The following is a 15,526-nucleotide window of genomic DNA, read 5'->3' on the forward strand; positions in this document are numbered from 1 at the left end:
CGATGACCGTCACTGACAGCACCTTCGACACCTCGATCCCCTCCACGGCAGCACGCACCGTCGAGTTCGTCAGCGCCACCAGCTACAGCGGTGGCTCCGAGCTCCACCCCACCGGGTCCAACATCGACCTGCCCGCCTACCGCACCTACATCGACGCACTCGAGGAGGCCGGCTTCGACTACACCCTCAACGGCTACAGCTCGAGCTTCGCCGACTCCTTCATCGTCGCCTCGGCGACCGGGCAGCTCACGGAGCGGATCAGGCCGATCGTGGCGCTGCGCCCCAACACCGTCTTCCCACTGGTCGCGGCCCAGTCTCTGGCCACCCTCGACCAGCTCACCGAGGGACGCGCCGTCGTCCACCTCATCTCCGGCGGCGCCGACTCCGAGCAGGCCCGCCAGGGCGACTACCTCCCGAAGGAGAAGCGCTACGCCCGCACCAGCGAGTACATCGACCTCCTGCGGGCTGCCTGGACCGAGAAGGCCCCCTTCAGCCACGACGGCGAGTTCTACACGTTCGACGACTTCGGCCCCGGCTTCTCGACGTACTCCGGCGAGCCGGTCCCGATCTCCATCGGTGGCCAGTCCGACGAGGCCTTCCAGGTCGGCGGCACCAAGGCCGACTGGTTCACCTTCTGGGGCGAGCCCCTCGCCGAGGTACGTCGCGAGATCGACCGGGTGCACGCGATCGCCGACGCCGCCGGACGCCCCCGCCAGAGGATCTGGGTCACCTTCCGGCCGATCATCGCCGCCACCGACGAGCTCGCCTGGCAGCACGCCGGTGAGATCCTCGGCGTCCTCACCGAGCGCTTCGCCGCCGGCAACGACGTCGCCCAGCGGTTCCTCCGCAACTCCGGTGGCGCAGCTCCGCAGAACAAGGGCTCCCAGCGGGCGCTGGAGTTCGCCAGCGCGTCGGCCCGTTACGACCGTGCGCTGTGGACGCCCACCGCGGCCGCCACGGGCGGTGGTGGCGCCTCGACCGCCCTCGTCGGCAGCTACGAGACGGTGGCCGCGGCCATCCTCGACTACATCGACGCCGGCGCCGACATCGTCTCGGTGCGCGGCTACGACGGCATCGAGGACGTGAAGAAGTACGGCCAGTACCTCCTCCCCCTCATCCGTCAGGAGCTGGCCCACCGCCAGACGACCGGCCGGCGGGGCACGCTCCAGGCCGAGCACCTCGGCTATGCCGACCCGACCTTCACCGCACTCGCCGACCAGGTCTCCGCCTGAGCGCCTCACACGCCTGACACCCCTGAGCACGCCGAAACCCACACGATCAGAGAGCAGCCATGACCACCCCCGACTTCGACACCACCATCCCCGCGACCGCCTCACCCGAGGTCGAGTTCGTCAGCCAGATCAACTGGAACACCAGCCGCGAGATCGACACCGCGCCTCCGGCACGCGGCCTCGACCGCGCCTATGTCCGCGAGTACGCGAAGGCCCTCGAGGAGGGCGACTTCGACTACACGCTGGTGCCCTACTTCTCCAGTTCCCCGGAGTCCTTCGTGCTCGCGGCTGCGATCGGCGCCGTGACGGAGCGGATCAAGCCCGTCGTGGCGCTGCGGCCCAACCACACCTTCCCGCTGGTGGCCGCCCAGAAGCTCGCCACGCTCGACCAGCTCACCCAAGGCCGCGCGGTGCTGCACCTCATCTCGGGCGGCAACGACGCCGAGCAGCGCAAGCAGGGTGACTACGAGCCCAAGGACCGCCGCTACGCCCGGACCAGCGAATACATCGACCTCCTCCGCGCCGCATGGACGGAGAAGGCGCCCTTCAGCCACGACGGCGAGTTCTACAGGTTCGATGACTTCGGTCCGGGCTTCCCCACCTACAGCGGGGAGCCCATCCCGATCTCGATCGGGGGCGAGTCGGACGCGGCGTACGACGTCGGCAGCTCGAAGGCGGACTGGTTCGCCTTCAACTCGGGCGCCTCGCTGGCGCAGACCCGGCTCGACTTCGCCCGGGTCGCGCAGATCGCGTCAGCCGCCGGACGACCGACGCCTCGGTTCTGGGTGACCTTCCGGCCGGTCGTCGCCTCCACTCCCGAGAAGGCCTGGGAGACGGCCCACGACTACGCCGCGAAGCTCAGTCTGAGCAGTCAGGCCTTCGCAAAGGCCTTCGGCCTCGACCTCACGAAGGCCGACCCGGCGACGATCACGCCCGAGGCCGTCGGACAGCGGCGCGCCCGTGAGTACGCCGCCGCGAGCGAGCGGGTCGACCGTGCCACCTGGTTCGGCTTCACCCGGGCCACGGGCGGCTTCGGCGCCGCGTCGGCCGGGCTGGTCGGCACTCCCGAGACGGTGGCGGCCGCCATCGTCGACTACATCGACGCAGGCGCCTCGGTCGTCTCGATCAAGGGCTACGACACCCTGAACGACGTCCGCACCTACGGCCAGGAGGTGCTGCCGCTCGTGCGCCAGGAGCTCGCCCACCGCAAGGCGACCGGCCGCCGCAGCGACCTCCAGGCCCGACACCTCGGGTACGCCGACCCCGCGGTCGTCTTCGCCGCTGACCGTGCCGCGCAGAGTGTGGCGGTCTGACCATGACGCTCACGAACATCAGCACCGAGACCGCCACGACCGTCGCCGACGGGGACACCGCCGGCTTCCGCCCGAAGGCCCGTCTGGGCTTCAACACCCGGGTCTCCTTCAACGATGACGACGGACCGGCCAAGGGCCTGCGCGACGGCATCGAGCTCTTCAAGGCCGCCGAGGAGCTCGGCTACCAGTCCGGATGGGCCTACCAGCGCCACTTCGACCACTACCTCTCCTCACCGATCCCCTTCTTCGCCGCGGCGGGCCAGCACACGTCGCGCATCACGCTGGGGAGCGCCGTCCTGCCGGCCCGCTACCAGGAGCCTGTCCTGCTCGCGGAGTCGGCCGCCACGGCCGACCTCCTCGTCGACGGCCGCCTCCACATCGCGTTCAGCAGCGGCACCGACCAGTGGGATGCGGTCTTCGGCGGGGTGGAGACCGACGCCCGGACCGAGGGTCAGCGACGACTCGCCCGCTTCCTGTCGGCCATCTCGGGCGACACCCTGCACACCGTGACCGACGCCAAGCCGATCGGCCCGGCCGTCGGCACCGAACTCAAGGTCACCCCGCAGAGCCCCGGTCTGCGGAGCAGGATCTGGTATGGCTCCGGTTCGATCGCCTCGGCCACCAAGGCCGCCGAACAGGGACTGCGCCTGATCACCGGCACGATCCTCCACGACGCCGACAGCCAGGACGAGTTCCCGGCGCACCAGGCACGACTGATCACCGCCTACCGGGAGACCTGGACGGCCACACACGGCACGACGCCCCCTCCGGTGGCCGTGGCCGCCTCGATCCTGCCGGGCACGACGCCCGAACGGCGGGAGTCCTACGCCGCGTACGACCTCGAACGACGGACGCAGGGTCCGGCCGCGTCCCGGCCCAAGGGTGCCCTCGCACCCGCGGGGCGTGCCGACCTGCCGCCCGGCATGCGGATGAGCCCGGTCTACCACGGCTCCCCCGACGAGGTGACCGAGGCGGTCTTGGCCGATCCCGGCCTCGCCCTCGCCGACGAACTCGTCCTCTTCCTGCCGCCAGCCTTCGGGCTCACCGAGAACGTCCCACTCCTCGCCGACCTGGCCGCCACCGTCGCGCCGGCCCTCGGTTGGACCCCAGCCTCCTGACCCTCAGCGTTCCCCGAAAGGCTCCACCTGTGACCTCACCCGTGCTCATCACCGCCGACGAACTCGCCGACCTCCTCGCTTCCCCGACGCCGCCGGTCGTGCTCGACGTGCGCTGGCAGCTCGGCGGCCCTCCCGGACACGAGGAGTACCTCGCGGGCCACATCCCGGGCGCCGTCTTCGTCGACCTCGACACCGAGCTCGCCAGCCACGGCGAGCCGACCGACGGCCGGCACCCCCTGCCCTCCCTCGAGGACCTCCAGGCCGCGGCGCGACGGTGGGGCATCGACCCCGACGCCACCGTCGTGGCGTACGACGACAACGGCGACCAGGCCGCGGCGCGGGCGTGGTGGCTGCTGCGCTGGGCCGGTCTGGCCGACGTGCGACTCCTCGACGGCGCCCTCGGTGCCTGGCGCACCGCCGGACTGGAGCTCGCCACCGATGACGTGATCCCGGAGCCGGGCTCCGTGACGTTGAGCGACGGACACCTGCCGGTCCTCCCGCTGGAGGAGGTGGAGGGCTTCACCGCCGGCGACGGCGTACTGCTCGACGCCCGGGCGCCGGAGCGCTTCCGCGGAGAGACCGAGCCGGTCGACCCCAAGGCCGGCCACATCCCCGGGGCGCGCAACGTTCCCACGGGCGGCAACCTGGACCCGGACGGCCGCTTCCTGTCACCCGACGAGCTCCGTGCCCGGTTCGCTGCAGTCGGTGCGGAGGACGGCGTGGCTGTGGCGGCCTACTGCGGCTCGGGCGTGACGGCCGCGCACCAGATCGCCGCGCTCACGATCGCCGGGATCGACGCCGCCCTCTATCCCGGCTCGTGGAGCCAGTGGAGCAACCTCGACCTCCCTGTGGCGACCGGCGAGGGCCGCTAGCCTACGGGGCTGGGCTCCTTGGCACCGCCGAAGGTGACACCCGCCCCGAACGGCGTCGAAGGTCGCACGGCGACCTTCACCGGGTTGCTCCACAGACCGCGCCGCTCCAGTTCGGGCAGGACGCCCTCGCCGAACCAGTAGGCCTCCTCCAAGTGCGGATACCCGGACAGCACGAACTCACTGATCCCGGCGTCGACATAGGCTTCGATCAGGTCCGCAATCTCGGCGTACGACCCGACAAGCGCCGTGCCCGCCCCGCCACGGACCAGGCCGACGCCGGCCCAGAGGTTCGGGTGGATCTCGAGGTTGTCCTTGGAGCCGCCGTTGAGCTCGAGCATCCGGCGCTGCCCCTCGGAGCCGCTCTGCCGGAGTCCGGCCTGCATCCGCGCGATCTCGTCGTCGCTGATGTGGTCGAGCAGCCGCGCCGCCTCTGCCCACGCCTGCTCTGCGGTTTCTCGCGCGATCGAGTGCAGGCGTACGCCGAACCGGAGCTCGCGGCCATGGCGCTCAGCGGCGGCGCGTGCACGCTCGATCTTCTCTCGTACGGCGGCTGGCGGCTCGCCCCACGTCAGATAGACGTCCGCGTGCTTGGCCGCGACCTCGATCCCGCCGGCCGAGGAGCCACCGAAATAGATCGCAGGGATCTCGTCGGGCAGGTTCTGCAGACTCGAGTCCTCCACTGAGAGATAACGGCCGGTGAAGTCGACGGTCTCGCCTGCCCACAGCCGGCGGACGATGGTGAGGAACTCGTCGCAGCGGGCGTAGCGCTCCTCCTTGTTCAGGAAGTCGCCGTACATGCGCTGGTCGTGGTCCTCGCCGCCGGTGACGACGTTGAGCATCAGCCGGCCGTCGGTGAGGTTCACGTAGGTCGCGGCCATCTGGGCGGCGACATAGGGGGCGACCGCGTCGGGCCGGAAGGCGACGAGGAACTTCAGCCGCTCGGAGGCCTGGGTGAGCATGGCCGAGGTGACCCAGGCGTCCTCGCACCACGGGCCCGTCGGGATCAGGGCGCCCTCGAACCCGACCTGCTCCGCCGAGCGGGCGATCTGGCCGAGATAGGGCACCGAGGCCGGACGGCCGGCGGCGCCCGCCGTGACACCGTGACCTCCGCCGACAACGGAGCGGCCGTCGCCGCCGTTGGTCGGGATGAACCAGTGGAACTTCAATTCGGTCATGGCGCCACTCCTTGGAATTTCATGCGATCGGCCGCTATCACTACTTAATCACTGGACTTACTTGAGTGCGAATCGAGCCACGGAAGCCTTCGGCTCAGCCGGTCGGGATCTCCGGGCCGTGCGCCTCCCGCGCGCCGAGAGACCGTCCCCCGCCCCAGCCCAACTCGCGGCGGTAGCTTCCGACCTGTCCCGTCGCGACCAGGACGTCGGCGTCGAGGAAGGTCGAGCCCTCAGGGGCGGGTGTCGTCAGCGGCGCTACGAAGAGCGCATCCGTCGGACAGTACGCCTCACACTGGAAGCAGGTCTGGCACGAGTCATGCCGGGCGATGATGGGAACGCCGTCCTCGCGGCGGTCGAAGACGCGGGTCGGGCAGACATCGATGCACTTGTCACACGAGATGCAGCGCTCTTCGACGAGGACCTCGATCATGCCGCTGCCCCGTCCAGCGAGAAGACGGCCGTCTCGGGGCGCACCCAGAGGTCGTCCAGGCCGCCGACGAGCAACCGGTGCTGCTGGGCAGGGTCGAGGTCGGGGCGGTCGAGGCGGCGGTGCATGCCGCGGGTCTCGGTACGGGCGAGTGCCGCGGTGTACATCCAGCGGGCGTGGGCGACCATCGCGGCTGCCTCGCGGGAACGGAAGATCGACTCCCCTGTCCCTGTCAGGCCAGCACGTGCCTCCTCCCAGGTCGCGTCGAGCGTGGCCAAGGCGGGCACCAGCTTGTCGGGGTGACGCAGGTAGTTGAGGTCATAGGGGAGCACGAGCCGCTGCACCTGGGTGACGACCTCGCGGTAGTCGAGGGAAGACGGGCTCGCGGTCGGGCGAAGACCGGCGGTGCCGGTCCCGACCAGAGGACCCGAGACGCCGTGACGCGCCTGGGCGAAGCGGGCCGCCGCCTCACCGGCCCAGCTTCCCGAGGAGGCTGCCCAAGCCGCGTTGTGACTCCCGCCTCCGGTGAATCCTCCGCAGATGAGCTCGCGGGTGGCGGTGTCCCCCGCCGCGTAGAGACCGGGCACGTCGGTGGAGCAGTCGAAGCCGGCGAGGCGCACGCCTCCGGTGCCGCGCACTGTGGCCTCGAGCAACAGCGTGATCTCGAAAAGGTCGGTGAAGGGGTTGATGCCGAGGCGGTCGAAGTAGACGAAGAAGTTGGGCTGTCCCAGGCGCATCTGCGCCTGCACCTCGGGCGTGGCCTGGTCGATACGGGCGAAGACCGGCTCGGAGAGCAGGGTCCTGGCGATCACCGAGCGGCCCTTGGTGCTGCCGGCGCCCTCGATGAGCGTGCCGTCCGCTCGGTAGAAGTTCGCCCATGAGTAGTAGGCGGTCTTCGTGAGCGAGGTGTTCTTCGGCGCGATGGCGTAGGGCGCGGAGAATTCCATGCCGGAGAGGACAGCGCCGGCCTCGACGGCCAGCAGCGCACCATCACCGGTGTCGACGTCGGTGCCGAGCGACTTCGACTGGAAGGCGCATGCGCCCGCAGCGAGGACCACGGCGCCCGCCTCGACGCGGACGACGTCACCGGTACGGCGATCCAGCGCGTGGGCACCGGACACCGTGCCGTCGGCCTCCCGGAGAAGTTCGAGGGCCGGGGTGTGGTCGAGGATCTTCACCCCGAGGCGCTGCACCCGCAGCCGCTGGCGGCGCATGTACTCCGGCCCCTGCAGGCCGCCACGCATCGAACGGCCCGCGGCGTCAACGGGGAAGGGATAACGCTGGACCTCGGCAAGCTCGTCCATGCGCGCCTTGGTCTCGTCCAGGACGCGCAGCATCCAGGCTCGTTCGGCGAGGTAGCCACCCGGCGCCAAGCGGCTCGCCATTGCCTCCTCACGCAGCTCGGGGGCGTCGTCGACGTACCAGATGCCGGTCCCCGCCGAGGCGGTCGCGCCGCTCGAGCCGGTGTAGCCCTTGTCGACCAGGACCACGGACGCCCCGGCCTGGGCGGCCTTGATCGCGGCCCACGTGCCGGCCGGGCCGCCGCCGATCACGAGGACGTCGGAGGTGAGGAGTGCGTCGTGCTCAGTCATGGGTGGCGCCTTTCGCTGGAGGAACGGCCGGTGTGGGCGGGTCAGGGCTTGATCTTGCGACTGGTGGCGAGGAGCCACGCCACGGCGGCGGTCAAGCCGAGGGCGGCAAGCCAGAGGAGGAGGAGTGAGGACCATGAGGCCACGTCGGAGGCACCGATGAATCCTTCGCGGATCGACTGGACGAGCCAGAAGAACGGGTTGGCGTAGCTGATCCATTGCCAACCGCCCGGCAGTTGGTCGAGGGAGTAGAAGATGCCGCCGAAGAAGCCCAGCGGCAGGATGACCAGCGACTCCATCGCGTAGATCTGGTCGATCATGCGGACCAGTGCTCCGACGAGGATTCCGAACTGTGCGGAGAAGAGCAGGAGCGCGAGGGTCGCAACGGCGAGGTAGCCCGGGCGCGCGATGTGGACGTGGACCAGCGGCCCCGCGAATGCCAGGACAGCACCGCCGCAGACGAGCCCGCGCAACGTCGCAGCGAGCACGAGGGCGAGGTTGAGCTCCCACCACCGGATGGGGCTGGCGAGAACGTCATTGAGGTAGCGGTCGCGCCGGGCGTCGAAGAGCGACGTCGTGCCGTTGAAGAAGCCGACGTTGACCACCGTCTGCGCGATCAGGCCGGGCAGGATGAACTGACCGTAGGAGATGTCGCCGAGCCCGTCGACGTGGCGCGAGAGCACGAGCCCGAAGACGACGACGAAGAGGATCGTTGACAGCACCGGCCCGAGCAGGGCGTACTTCCAGATCCGCAGGTAGCGGAGCACCTCGCGTTCGAGCAGCCACAGGAACGGCGACCGCTCCGCGCGATAGCCGAGATCTGAGGAGGCGGGGCCGAGGAGGAGGCTGCTCACGAGGCCACCGGCTCGCGGATCACACGATCGTAGAGTGCCGCGATCGTGTCGACCTCGTAGCGCAGCCGCAGGTCGCCCGAGGTCCCGCGGTCGACGATCCGCCCCTGGCGAATGAGGGCGATCTCATCGCACAGGGACTCAGCCTCCTCGAGATAGTGCGTCGTCAGCAGGATCGTGGTGCCGGCCGCATTCAGAGTGCGTACCAGGTGCCAGATCTCGCTGCGCAGATCGACGTCCACGCCCGCGGTCGGCTCATCGAGGATCAGGAGACGCGGGCGATGCAGCAGCGCCCGGGCGAGGACCAGGCGCCGCTGCATGCCTCCCGACAGATCACCGACGGACTGCTTGGACTTGGACGCCAGGCCCAGCAGCTCGAGTGCCTCGTCGGCACGGGCGGCTGCGTCGCGACGACCAAGTCCGAAGTAGCCCCCGTGATAGATCAATGCCTGCCTGATGGAGAGGAACCGGTCGACGTTGATCTCCTGCTCCGCCAGTCCCACGAGCTGACGGGCCGCCCGCGACTCGTGCGGGAGCCCGAAGATTTCGATACTGCCGTCCGTGGGCCGGACCAGGTTGCAGATCGACCCGATCAGCGTCGTCTTGCCTGCGCCATTCGGTCCGAGGAGGCCGAAGAGCGACCCGTCCGGAATGTCGAGGTCCAGGCGATCGAGGGCGAGGAAGCCCCCGTCGTACCGCTTGACGAGGCCACGGACGGACAGCGCCGTCATCACGTGCCCGGGTGATGGAACTGGTTGGCCGGCACCGGCAGGCCGAGGTGCTCCCGCAGCGTCGTCCCGGTGTACTCCTCTCGGAAGAGGCCCTTACCACGAAGGATCGGAAGCACGTGCTCGATGAAGCTCTCCAGGTCTGCCGGAAGGGCGGCCCCCATGATGTTGAACCCGTCGGCGGCACGTCCCTCGAACCAGTCGACGATCGTGTCAGCGACCTGATCGGGCGTCCCCACCACAGTGAAGTGACCTCGTCCACCACCGAGACGGGAGAGGATCTGGCGGACGGTGAGACTCTCTCGACGGCCGAGCTCGATGATGAGCTCGGCGCGGCTCTGTGACCCCTCGCGGCGACGGTTGACGATCGCTTCGGGAAGGGGCTCGTCGAGCGCGAAGTCCGAGGGATCGGCCTCCAGGCTCGAAGCAAGCTGGAGCAGGCCGAACTCCGGAATCCGCAGCTCGTCGAACTCCTCGGCCCGCGCCTGCGCCTCGGCCTCAGTGGAACCGATGATCGGCACGATGCCCGGCAGCACCACCACGTGGTCAGGGTTGCGCCCAGCCCGTGCTACCCGTGTCTTGAGGTCGTCATAGAAGTCGGCTGCGCGCTCATAGGTCTGATGGGCGGTGAAGATCGCCTCGGCGTGCTTGGCACCGAAGTCCTTCCCGTCCTGCGACGAACCCGCCTGGACGAGCACCGGATGACCCTGCGGCGGCCGGATCACGTTGAGCGGTCCGGCGACCGAGTAGAAGACCCCCTCGTGGTCGACCCGGTGGATCCGGCTGGGGTCGGCGTACCGGCCCGTCGCCTTGTCCGTGACGAGCGACTCGCTCTCCCAGCTGTCCCAGAGCTTCTTGGTGAGGGTGAGGAACTCGTCGGCACGGGCATACCTGGTGGCATGGTCGGGACGCTCGGTGAGGCCGAAGTTGGCCGCCTCGGCCGCGCCGGCGGAGGTGACGATGTTCCAGCCCGCACGGCCGCGGCTGACCTGGTCGATGCTCGCGACCCGCCGGGCGAGGTTGTACGGCGAGTTGTACGTCGTCGAGACGGTGGCGATGAGCCCGATCCGCTCGGTCACCTGGGACAGAGCGGTCAGCAGGGTGAGCGGCTCGATCTGCCCCGGCTGCCGGAACTCCCCCGTGCCCACGAGCGCCGGGCCGTCGGCGAGGAAGAGGGCGTCGAACTTCGCCGCCTCGGCCAGCTTCGCCAATCGGATCCAGTGGTCGATGTCGAAGTCGGCACGCGGGTCGCTCTCCGGCAGGCGCCAGGCGGCCTCGTGGTGCCCGACCTCCATCAGGAAAGCATTGAGATGCAGCTCGCGCTTGTCGGTCATGGTGTGCTTCCCGTGAGATCCGTCAGCCGACGTTGTAGTCGGCGGGCAGGAGGTTGTCGACGATCTGCTTGAAGTCGACCTTGGTCGTGATCTCGCCGGCGTTGTAGAAGTTGTCTGCGAGCTTCTGCTGCGCCTCGATGTCGGAGTCAAGGACGGGCTGGGTCCGTCGCTGGAACGAGGGCAGTGTGGACTTGGCGTCGTCGAGCGAGATGCCGGTCTCCTTGCTGATGGCCTTGGCGAAGTCATCGGTGTGTGCGTTGCCCCAGGCGAAGGCCTTCGCGAGCCGCTTGAAGGCGTCCGTCACCGCGGCGCGGCGGGTCGGGTCGTCGAGCGACTTCTTCGACGCCACGTAGTAGGCGCTGGTCTGGTCGATCGGCGGGAGCCCGGCAGCGATGACGCGCGCCCCGGCCTCGACCGCCAGCGCGGACTGCGGGTTCCAGATCGACCAGGCGTCGACCTTGCCGGTGGAGAAGGCCGTCTGGCCTGCTGCCGGGTCGAGGAAGACGAACTGGACGTCGTCCGTGGTCAGACCGACGCTCTGGATCGCGCTGAGAGCCAGGCCATGGGCTGAGCTTCCCTGCGGGATCGCGAGCTTCTTGCCCTTGAGGTCGGCCAGCGTCTTGATCGGGGAATCCTTCGGAACGATGATGTTCTCCGACGCTTGGTCAGGGTTGAGCGATCGCGTGGTTCCGACGACGCGGAAGTCGAGATCCTTCGCCGCCCCGGTGATCGGCGGGACGTTGCCGACGTAGCCGAGGTCGATGTCGCCGGTCTGGGCAGCGGCCACGAGCGGCGGACCGAAGTCGAACCGGGCGAACTTGACCTTGTAGTCGGCATCGTCGAAGACGCCGGAGGCCTTGGAGAGCTCCTCACTGCCGTCGCCGCCGTTGTCGGCGATGGTGATCGTGAGGTCGCCCCATTCGGGGTGTTCGCCGGAGGCCATCACCTCGGAGCCGGCGCCGCATCCGGCGAGGATGCCGGAGAGAGCGAGGCTGGCGACGGCTCCGAGGATGCCGAAGGTCTTACGGGACATGTGGGACTCCTGAACTGATGACGGTGAGGGGTGATGCGGTGATGCTGGCTAGGTCAGTGGAGGGCGATACCGAGATCGGCGATCAGCTCGGCGCGCAGCTCCTCGCGGGCGACGCTCGCCTCCCGATCGGCTGCCGAGAGCGCGACGCGGTGCTCGTTGCTGATCCGGCCGCTGCCCATGACGAGGATGCGGTCGGCGAGCGCGATGGCCTCATCGATGTCGTGCGTGACGAGCAGCATGGCTGCGTGATGCTTGCGTCGCAGCTCGCGGATCAGGTCATGCATTCGCAGGCGGGTGATCGCGTCGAGGGCCGCGAACGGCTCGTCGAGCAACACGAGCTCAGGCTCGGAGACGAGGGCACGGGCCAGTGCGACCCGCTGGGCCTCGCCGCCCGAGAGCTGCTTGGGCCATGCCCGCTCCCGGCCGGAGAGGCCGACCTCGGAGAGTGCCTTGCGAGCACGCTCATCGGCGTCGGCACCGTAGAGGCCGACGGTGACGTTCTTCAGCACGCGCTGCCACGGCAGCAGTCGGTCGGCCTGGAAGACGATCGCCCGGTTCTTCGGCACCTCGACGGTGCCGCCGTCAGGCGCATCGAGGCCGGCGAGGAGACGCAGCAGCGTGCTCTTGCCGCAGCCGGAAGGGCCCAACAGGACCACGAGCTCCTCCTCGGCGATGGAGAGATCGAGCTCGTCGAGGACGACACGCTCGTCGAAGCGACGTACGACCTTGTCGACCAGCACCCCCGAGGTCTGCCGCGGTGCGGCGGCGACGGCGCTCATGACGCCTCGAAGCTGGGCCGCCATGCGAGCAGGCCCTTCTCGAGCAGACGGACGGCCTGGTCGGCGGTGAGGCCGATGATCGCGTAGATCGCAAGGCCGACGAAGACCTGGTCGGTCCGCAGGAAGGTCTGCGCACGGGTGATCATGTAGCCCAGGCCGGCGTTCGAGTTGACCGTTTCGGCGGCGACCAGGCCGAGCACGCTGTAGGCGAGCGAGAACCGCAGTCCTACGAGGAAGCCGGGCAGGGCGCCGGGCAGGAGCACGCGACCGATCAAGCGGGCAGTGCCGGCCCCGCTCGAGCGCGCCATCTCGATCAGGCGGTTGTCGACGCCACGGATGGCCGAAAACAGGTTCAGGTACATCGGGACACCTGCACCGAAGGAGATCAACAGGACCTTCGTGAGCTCGTCGATGCCGAACCAGACGATCATGAGCGGCAGGATCGCCAGCAGGGGAATAGTGTTGAGGATCGAGACCACGCCGTTGAAGAGATACTCTCCCGACTTGAGCAGGCCGCCGACGATACCGGCGACGATGCCGATCGCGAGGCCGAGTGCGAGGCCGAGTGCGGCACGCCGGAGTGAGATCGCGAGGTCCGGTCCGAGCTCGCCGATCTGCCAGAGCTCCACGCCGGCGTGGAAGATCGTCGTCGGCGCCGGAGCGTACTTCTCCGAGAGCAGCCCGGCCCGGGAGGCGACCTCCCACACCGCGGCGAGGAGCAGCGGCGTGGTGTAGATCCCCAGGGGCCAGCGCAGCTTCTGGCGAAGGGGACCGAGCAGGCCGGTGCCACGCGAGTTGGTCGGGAGGAAGACGTCACGCTCACCGCGTGAGACCACGCGCGGCTCTGCCCCGACCGCCTTTCCTGCGGAGACGCTGGCGATCGTCATGCCGCCACCGCCGAGTCGGCCGGCGTGTAGTGACTCGCATCGCCCTTGATGATCGTCGAGCGCTCGCCCGACACGGAGACCGGGACGTCGCCCGCGACGGTGACCCGGGTGAGCTTGCGGGGCAGGTCGTCGTAGTTGTCGATCGCGTAGTGCTGCGTGATGCGGTTGTCGAACGCGACGAACTGACCGGCCTGCCAGTGCACACGGACGATGTGCTCGGGGCGGGTGACATAGCTCTGCAGGATCCGGAGGATGTCGCGCGACTCGTTTCCGGACAACCCCTCGATCCGGCGGACGAAGCCTCCGATATAGAGGCCCTTCTCCCCCGTCTCCGGGTGAACCCGGACGATCGGGTGCCGGGTCTCGAACTCGAGAGACTCGAAGACGTCGCGATAGCTCTTGGCCTGCTCCGAGAGCTCCCGGTCGGCGGCGACGTCGGCGTAGTCGTAGAGGTTGCTATGGACGCTCCACAGCGTGTCGGCGAAGGCCCTGAGCTCCGCAGGAAGCGCTCGGTACGCGGCGGCGCTGTTGGCGATGAGCGTCTCCCCGCCGTACGGCGGCAGGGTGACGGCGCGCAGCGTCGTGATCGCAGGCGGCGTGTGGACGAAGGTGACGTCGGTGTGCCACTCGTTCGCCTTGCTGGAGGCCGAGTCCACATCGAGGATGTTGATGGTCGGGTCTCCCGGCACCGTCGGGTGAGACGTGGTGATCGGCCCGAACCGGCCGGCGAACCCTTCTTGGCCCGCAACCGTCAGGCCGGGTGCATCGAAGACGAGCGCTTTGTGCTCGAGGAGCCCCGCCCGGATCTCCTCGATCTCTGCGTCTGACAGATCAGTGGTGATGTCGACGCCCGAGACCCGAGCGCCGATGTGGGCCGTGAGCTTGTTGAACGAGATGGACATGAGGCCTCACTTTCAGGTGAAGAACCGGCACCGTCACCGATTGACAAGAAAGACCATAGATTTGATCGTCTTTATCAATAAACGGATCCCACAGAATGAGACAAGGCGAGGGAGGCTTAGGTGACCCGTCCGCTGGCGACTCAGGCCGGCGCTATGAAGGCGGTCGACTCACTGGACGATCTCGTAGGAGTGGACGAAGTCCGTGAGCGCCTTGAGCTGATCCGGGTTCGTGCTCGGAATGACGCCATGGCCGAGGTTGAAGATGTGACCCTTGGCAGCCCTGCCGGCCTCGATGATCTCTGCGGCACGGGCGGTCATGACCTCGGTCGGCGCGAAGACGAGGGCGGGGTCGAGGTTGCCCTGGACACCGCGGTCCGGGCCTGCGGCGGCGATGCCGAACTCCAGCGGCGTGCGCCAGTCGACGCCGACGATGTCAGCTCCGGCCTCACCCATCAGCGTCAGCAGCGACGCCGAGTTCACGCCGAAGTGGATCCGCGGCACGCCCAGTGCGCCCGCACGCTCGAGCACGAGACGCGAGTAGGGCATGACGAAGCGCTCGTAGTCCCTGGGGTGCACGGCTCCGGCCCACGAGTCGAAGAGCTGCACGGCCGAGGCGCCGGCGGCGACCTGGACCTCGAGGAAGGTCGCCGAGATGCCGGCGATCTTGCGCATCAGCGCGTCCCAGATGTCCGGGGCGCCGAACATGAGCGCCTTCGTCTTCGCGTACTCCTTCGAGGGCCCGCCCTCGACGAGGTACGACGCCACCGTGAACGGAGCGCCGGCGAAACCGATCAGCGGCGTCCCGTGCGCACCGATCGACGCGAGCTCGGCGGTGAGGTTCTGCACGGCCTGCGTGATGAAGGGCAGGTGCTCCGGCGTGAGGTCGGGGATCGCCTCGACGTCCTCGAGCGTCCGGACGGGCGAGCCGAAGACGGGACCGACGCCGGGCTTGATCTCGAGGTCGAGGCCGAGCGGCTTGAGCGGAAGGACGATGTCACTGAAGAAGATCGCCGCGTCGACGCCGTACCGACGCACGGGCTGGAGCGTGATCTCGGTGATCAGATCGGCGTTCATGCACGCGTCGAGCATCGCGACGCCCTCGCGAGCCTTGTGATACTCGGGGAGAGCGCGCCCGGCCTGACGCATGAACCACACCGGGGTGTGGCTGGGGGTCCCCCCACGAGCGGCGGTCAGGAACGGGCTCGACTGCAGGGACGTCACGTCTGAGGTCACCGACGGATCGTCCCACCCGTTCCGGCGTGGGTGCACATTTCAGGCTTGTCTCA

At 69.0% G+C, this 15,526-nt stretch carries 15 protein-coding genes; 4 read left to right on the top strand and 11 right to left on the bottom strand.

Annotation, left to right across the window (positions count from 1 at the left end; translation table 11 throughout):
* The first annotated feature begins 2 nt into the window (after positions 1 to 2).
* The 4 genes from LH076_RS13370 to LH076_RS13385 are packed head-to-tail and all read left to right on the top strand — an operon-like array spanning position 3 to position 4,535.
* A complete protein-coding gene (locus LH076_RS13370; protein ID WP_227781236.1) occupies positions 3 to 1,232 on the top strand; it encodes an LLM class flavin-dependent oxidoreductase in 1,230 nt (409 codons plus the stop codon).
* Positions 1,233 to 1,291: 59 nt separating this feature from the next.
* Complete coding sequence (locus tag LH076_RS13375) at positions 1,292 to 2,545, top strand: LLM class flavin-dependent oxidoreductase (protein ID WP_227781237.1); 1,254 nt, start codon at positions 1,292 to 1,294, stop codon at positions 2,543 to 2,545.
* A 2-nt stretch (positions 2,546 to 2,547) separates the two neighbouring features.
* A complete protein-coding gene (locus LH076_RS13380) occupies positions 2,548 to 3,663 on the top strand; it encodes an LLM class flavin-dependent oxidoreductase (protein ID WP_227781238.1) in 1,116 nt (371 codons plus the stop codon).
* Between the two features lie 29 nt (positions 3,664 to 3,692).
* The gene (locus LH076_RS13385) at positions 3,693 to 4,535 is read left to right on the top strand and encodes a sulfurtransferase (RefSeq protein WP_227781239.1); all 843 of its coding nucleotides are present in this window, start codon (positions 3,693 to 3,695) and stop codon (positions 4,533 to 4,535) included.
* Here LH076_RS13385 and LH076_RS13390 read toward each other — a convergent pair.
* The 11 genes from LH076_RS13390 to hemE form a co-directional block, all read right to left on the bottom strand.
* Positions 4,532 to 5,710 carry an LLM class flavin-dependent oxidoreductase gene (locus tag LH076_RS13390; protein WP_227781240.1) on the bottom strand — a complete coding sequence of 393 codons (1,179 nt, stop codon included), beginning with the start codon at positions 5,708 to 5,710 and terminating at the stop codon, positions 4,532 to 4,534. The two genes, LH076_RS13385 and LH076_RS13390, sit on opposite strands and share 4 nt — an antisense overlap.
* Before the next feature lie 94 nt (positions 5,711 to 5,804).
* On the bottom strand, positions 5,805 to 6,140 hold the full coding sequence (locus LH076_RS13395; protein WP_227781241.1) for a ferredoxin family protein: 336 nt from the start codon (positions 6,138 to 6,140) through the stop codon (positions 5,805 to 5,807).
* A complete protein-coding gene (locus tag LH076_RS13400) occupies positions 6,137 to 7,729 on the bottom strand; it encodes an FAD-dependent oxidoreductase (protein ID WP_227781242.1) in 1,593 nt (530 codons plus the stop codon). The genes LH076_RS13395 and LH076_RS13400 overlap by 4 nt, the downstream gene beginning before the upstream one ends.
* A gap of 41 nt (positions 7,730 to 7,770) precedes the next feature.
* Positions 7,771 to 8,580, bottom strand: coding sequence for an ABC transporter permease (locus LH076_RS13405; protein WP_227781243.1), 810 nt, complete (start codon positions 8,578 to 8,580; stop codon positions 7,771 to 7,773).
* Positions 8,577 to 9,308 carry an ABC transporter ATP-binding protein gene (locus LH076_RS13410; protein ID WP_227781244.1) on the bottom strand — a complete coding sequence of 244 codons (732 nt, stop codon included), beginning with the start codon at positions 9,306 to 9,308 and terminating at the stop codon, positions 8,577 to 8,579. Before LH076_RS13410 ends, LH076_RS13405 begins: the two co-directional genes overlap by 4 nt.
* Positions 9,308 to 10,639: an LLM class flavin-dependent oxidoreductase gene (locus LH076_RS13415; protein WP_227781246.1), complete on the bottom strand. Its 1,332-nt coding sequence runs from the start codon at positions 10,637 to 10,639 to the stop codon at positions 9,308 to 9,310. Before LH076_RS13415 ends, LH076_RS13410 begins: the two co-directional genes overlap by 1 nt.
* Positions 10,640 to 10,661: 22 nt before the next feature.
* Complete coding sequence (locus tag LH076_RS13420) at positions 10,662 to 11,672, bottom strand: aliphatic sulfonate ABC transporter substrate-binding protein (protein WP_227781247.1); 1,011 nt, start codon at positions 11,670 to 11,672, stop codon at positions 10,662 to 10,664.
* Between the two features lie 53 nt (positions 11,673 to 11,725).
* Complete coding sequence (locus LH076_RS13425) at positions 11,726 to 12,475, bottom strand: ABC transporter ATP-binding protein (protein ID WP_227781248.1); 750 nt, start codon at positions 12,473 to 12,475, stop codon at positions 11,726 to 11,728.
* Positions 12,448 to 13,338 carry an ABC transporter permease gene (locus LH076_RS13430; RefSeq protein ID WP_227781249.1) on the bottom strand — a complete coding sequence of 297 codons (891 nt, stop codon included), beginning with the start codon at positions 13,336 to 13,338 and terminating at the stop codon, positions 12,448 to 12,450. Before LH076_RS13430 ends, LH076_RS13425 begins: the two co-directional genes overlap by 28 nt.
* Positions 13,335 to 14,240 (bottom strand): TauD/TfdA dioxygenase family protein, encoded by a 906-nt coding sequence (locus tag LH076_RS13435; RefSeq protein ID WP_227781250.1) that lies wholly within the window; start codon positions 14,238 to 14,240, stop codon positions 13,335 to 13,337. Before LH076_RS13435 ends, LH076_RS13430 begins: the two co-directional genes overlap by 4 nt.
* A 168-nt stretch (positions 14,241 to 14,408) precedes the next feature.
* Positions 14,409 to 15,473 (bottom strand): uroporphyrinogen decarboxylase, encoded by a 1,065-nt coding sequence (hemE, locus tag LH076_RS13440; RefSeq protein ID WP_227781251.1) that lies wholly within the window; start codon positions 15,471 to 15,473, stop codon positions 14,409 to 14,411.
* Between the last annotated feature and the right edge of the window lie 53 nt (positions 15,474 to 15,526).

Origin of the sequence: Nocardioides sp. Kera G14 (assembly GCF_020715565.1) — a bacterium.
Taxonomy (GTDB): Bacteria; Actinomycetota; Actinomycetes; order Propionibacteriales; family Nocardioidaceae; genus Nocardioides.

Excerpts from the sequence above, each read along its gene's own strand:
- LH076_RS13370 (WP_227781236.1), top strand. The coding sequence starts at position 3 with ATGACCGTCACTGACAGCACCTTCGACACCTCGATCCCCTCCACGGCA.
- LH076_RS13375 (WP_227781237.1), top strand. The coding sequence starts at position 1,292 with ATGACCACCCCCGACTTCGACACCACCATCCCCGCGACCGCCTCACCC.
- LH076_RS13380 (WP_227781238.1), top strand. The coding sequence starts at position 2,548 with ATGACGCTCACGAACATCAGCACCGAGACCGCCACGACCGTCGCCGAC.
- LH076_RS13390 (WP_227781240.1), bottom strand. The coding sequence starts at position 5,710 with ATGACCGAATTGAAGTTCCACTGGTTCATCCCGACCAACGGCGGCGAC.
- LH076_RS13395 (WP_227781241.1), bottom strand. The coding sequence starts at position 6,140 with ATGATCGAGGTCCTCGTCGAAGAGCGCTGCATCTCGTGTGACAAGTGC.
- LH076_RS13400 (WP_227781242.1), bottom strand. The coding sequence starts at position 7,729 with ATGACTGAGCACGACGCACTCCTCACCTCCGACGTCCTCGTGATCGGC.
- LH076_RS13410 (WP_227781244.1), bottom strand. The coding sequence starts at position 9,308 with ATGACGGCGCTGTCCGTCCGTGGCCTCGTCAAGCGGTACGACGGGGGC.
- LH076_RS13415 (WP_227781246.1), bottom strand. The coding sequence starts at position 10,639 with ATGACCGACAAGCGCGAGCTGCATCTCAATGCTTTCCTGATGGAGGTC.
- LH076_RS13420 (WP_227781247.1), bottom strand. The coding sequence starts at position 11,672 with ATGTCCCGTAAGACCTTCGGCATCCTCGGAGCCGTCGCCAGCCTCGCT.
- LH076_RS13425 (WP_227781248.1), bottom strand. The coding sequence starts at position 12,475 with ATGGCGGCCCAGCTTCGAGGCGTCATGAGCGCCGTCGCCGCCGCACCG.
- LH076_RS13430 (WP_227781249.1), bottom strand. The coding sequence starts at position 13,338 with ATGACGATCGCCAGCGTCTCCGCAGGAAAGGCGGTCGGGGCAGAGCCG.
- LH076_RS13435 (WP_227781250.1), bottom strand. The coding sequence starts at position 14,240 with ATGTCCATCTCGTTCAACAAGCTCACGGCCCACATCGGCGCTCGGGTC.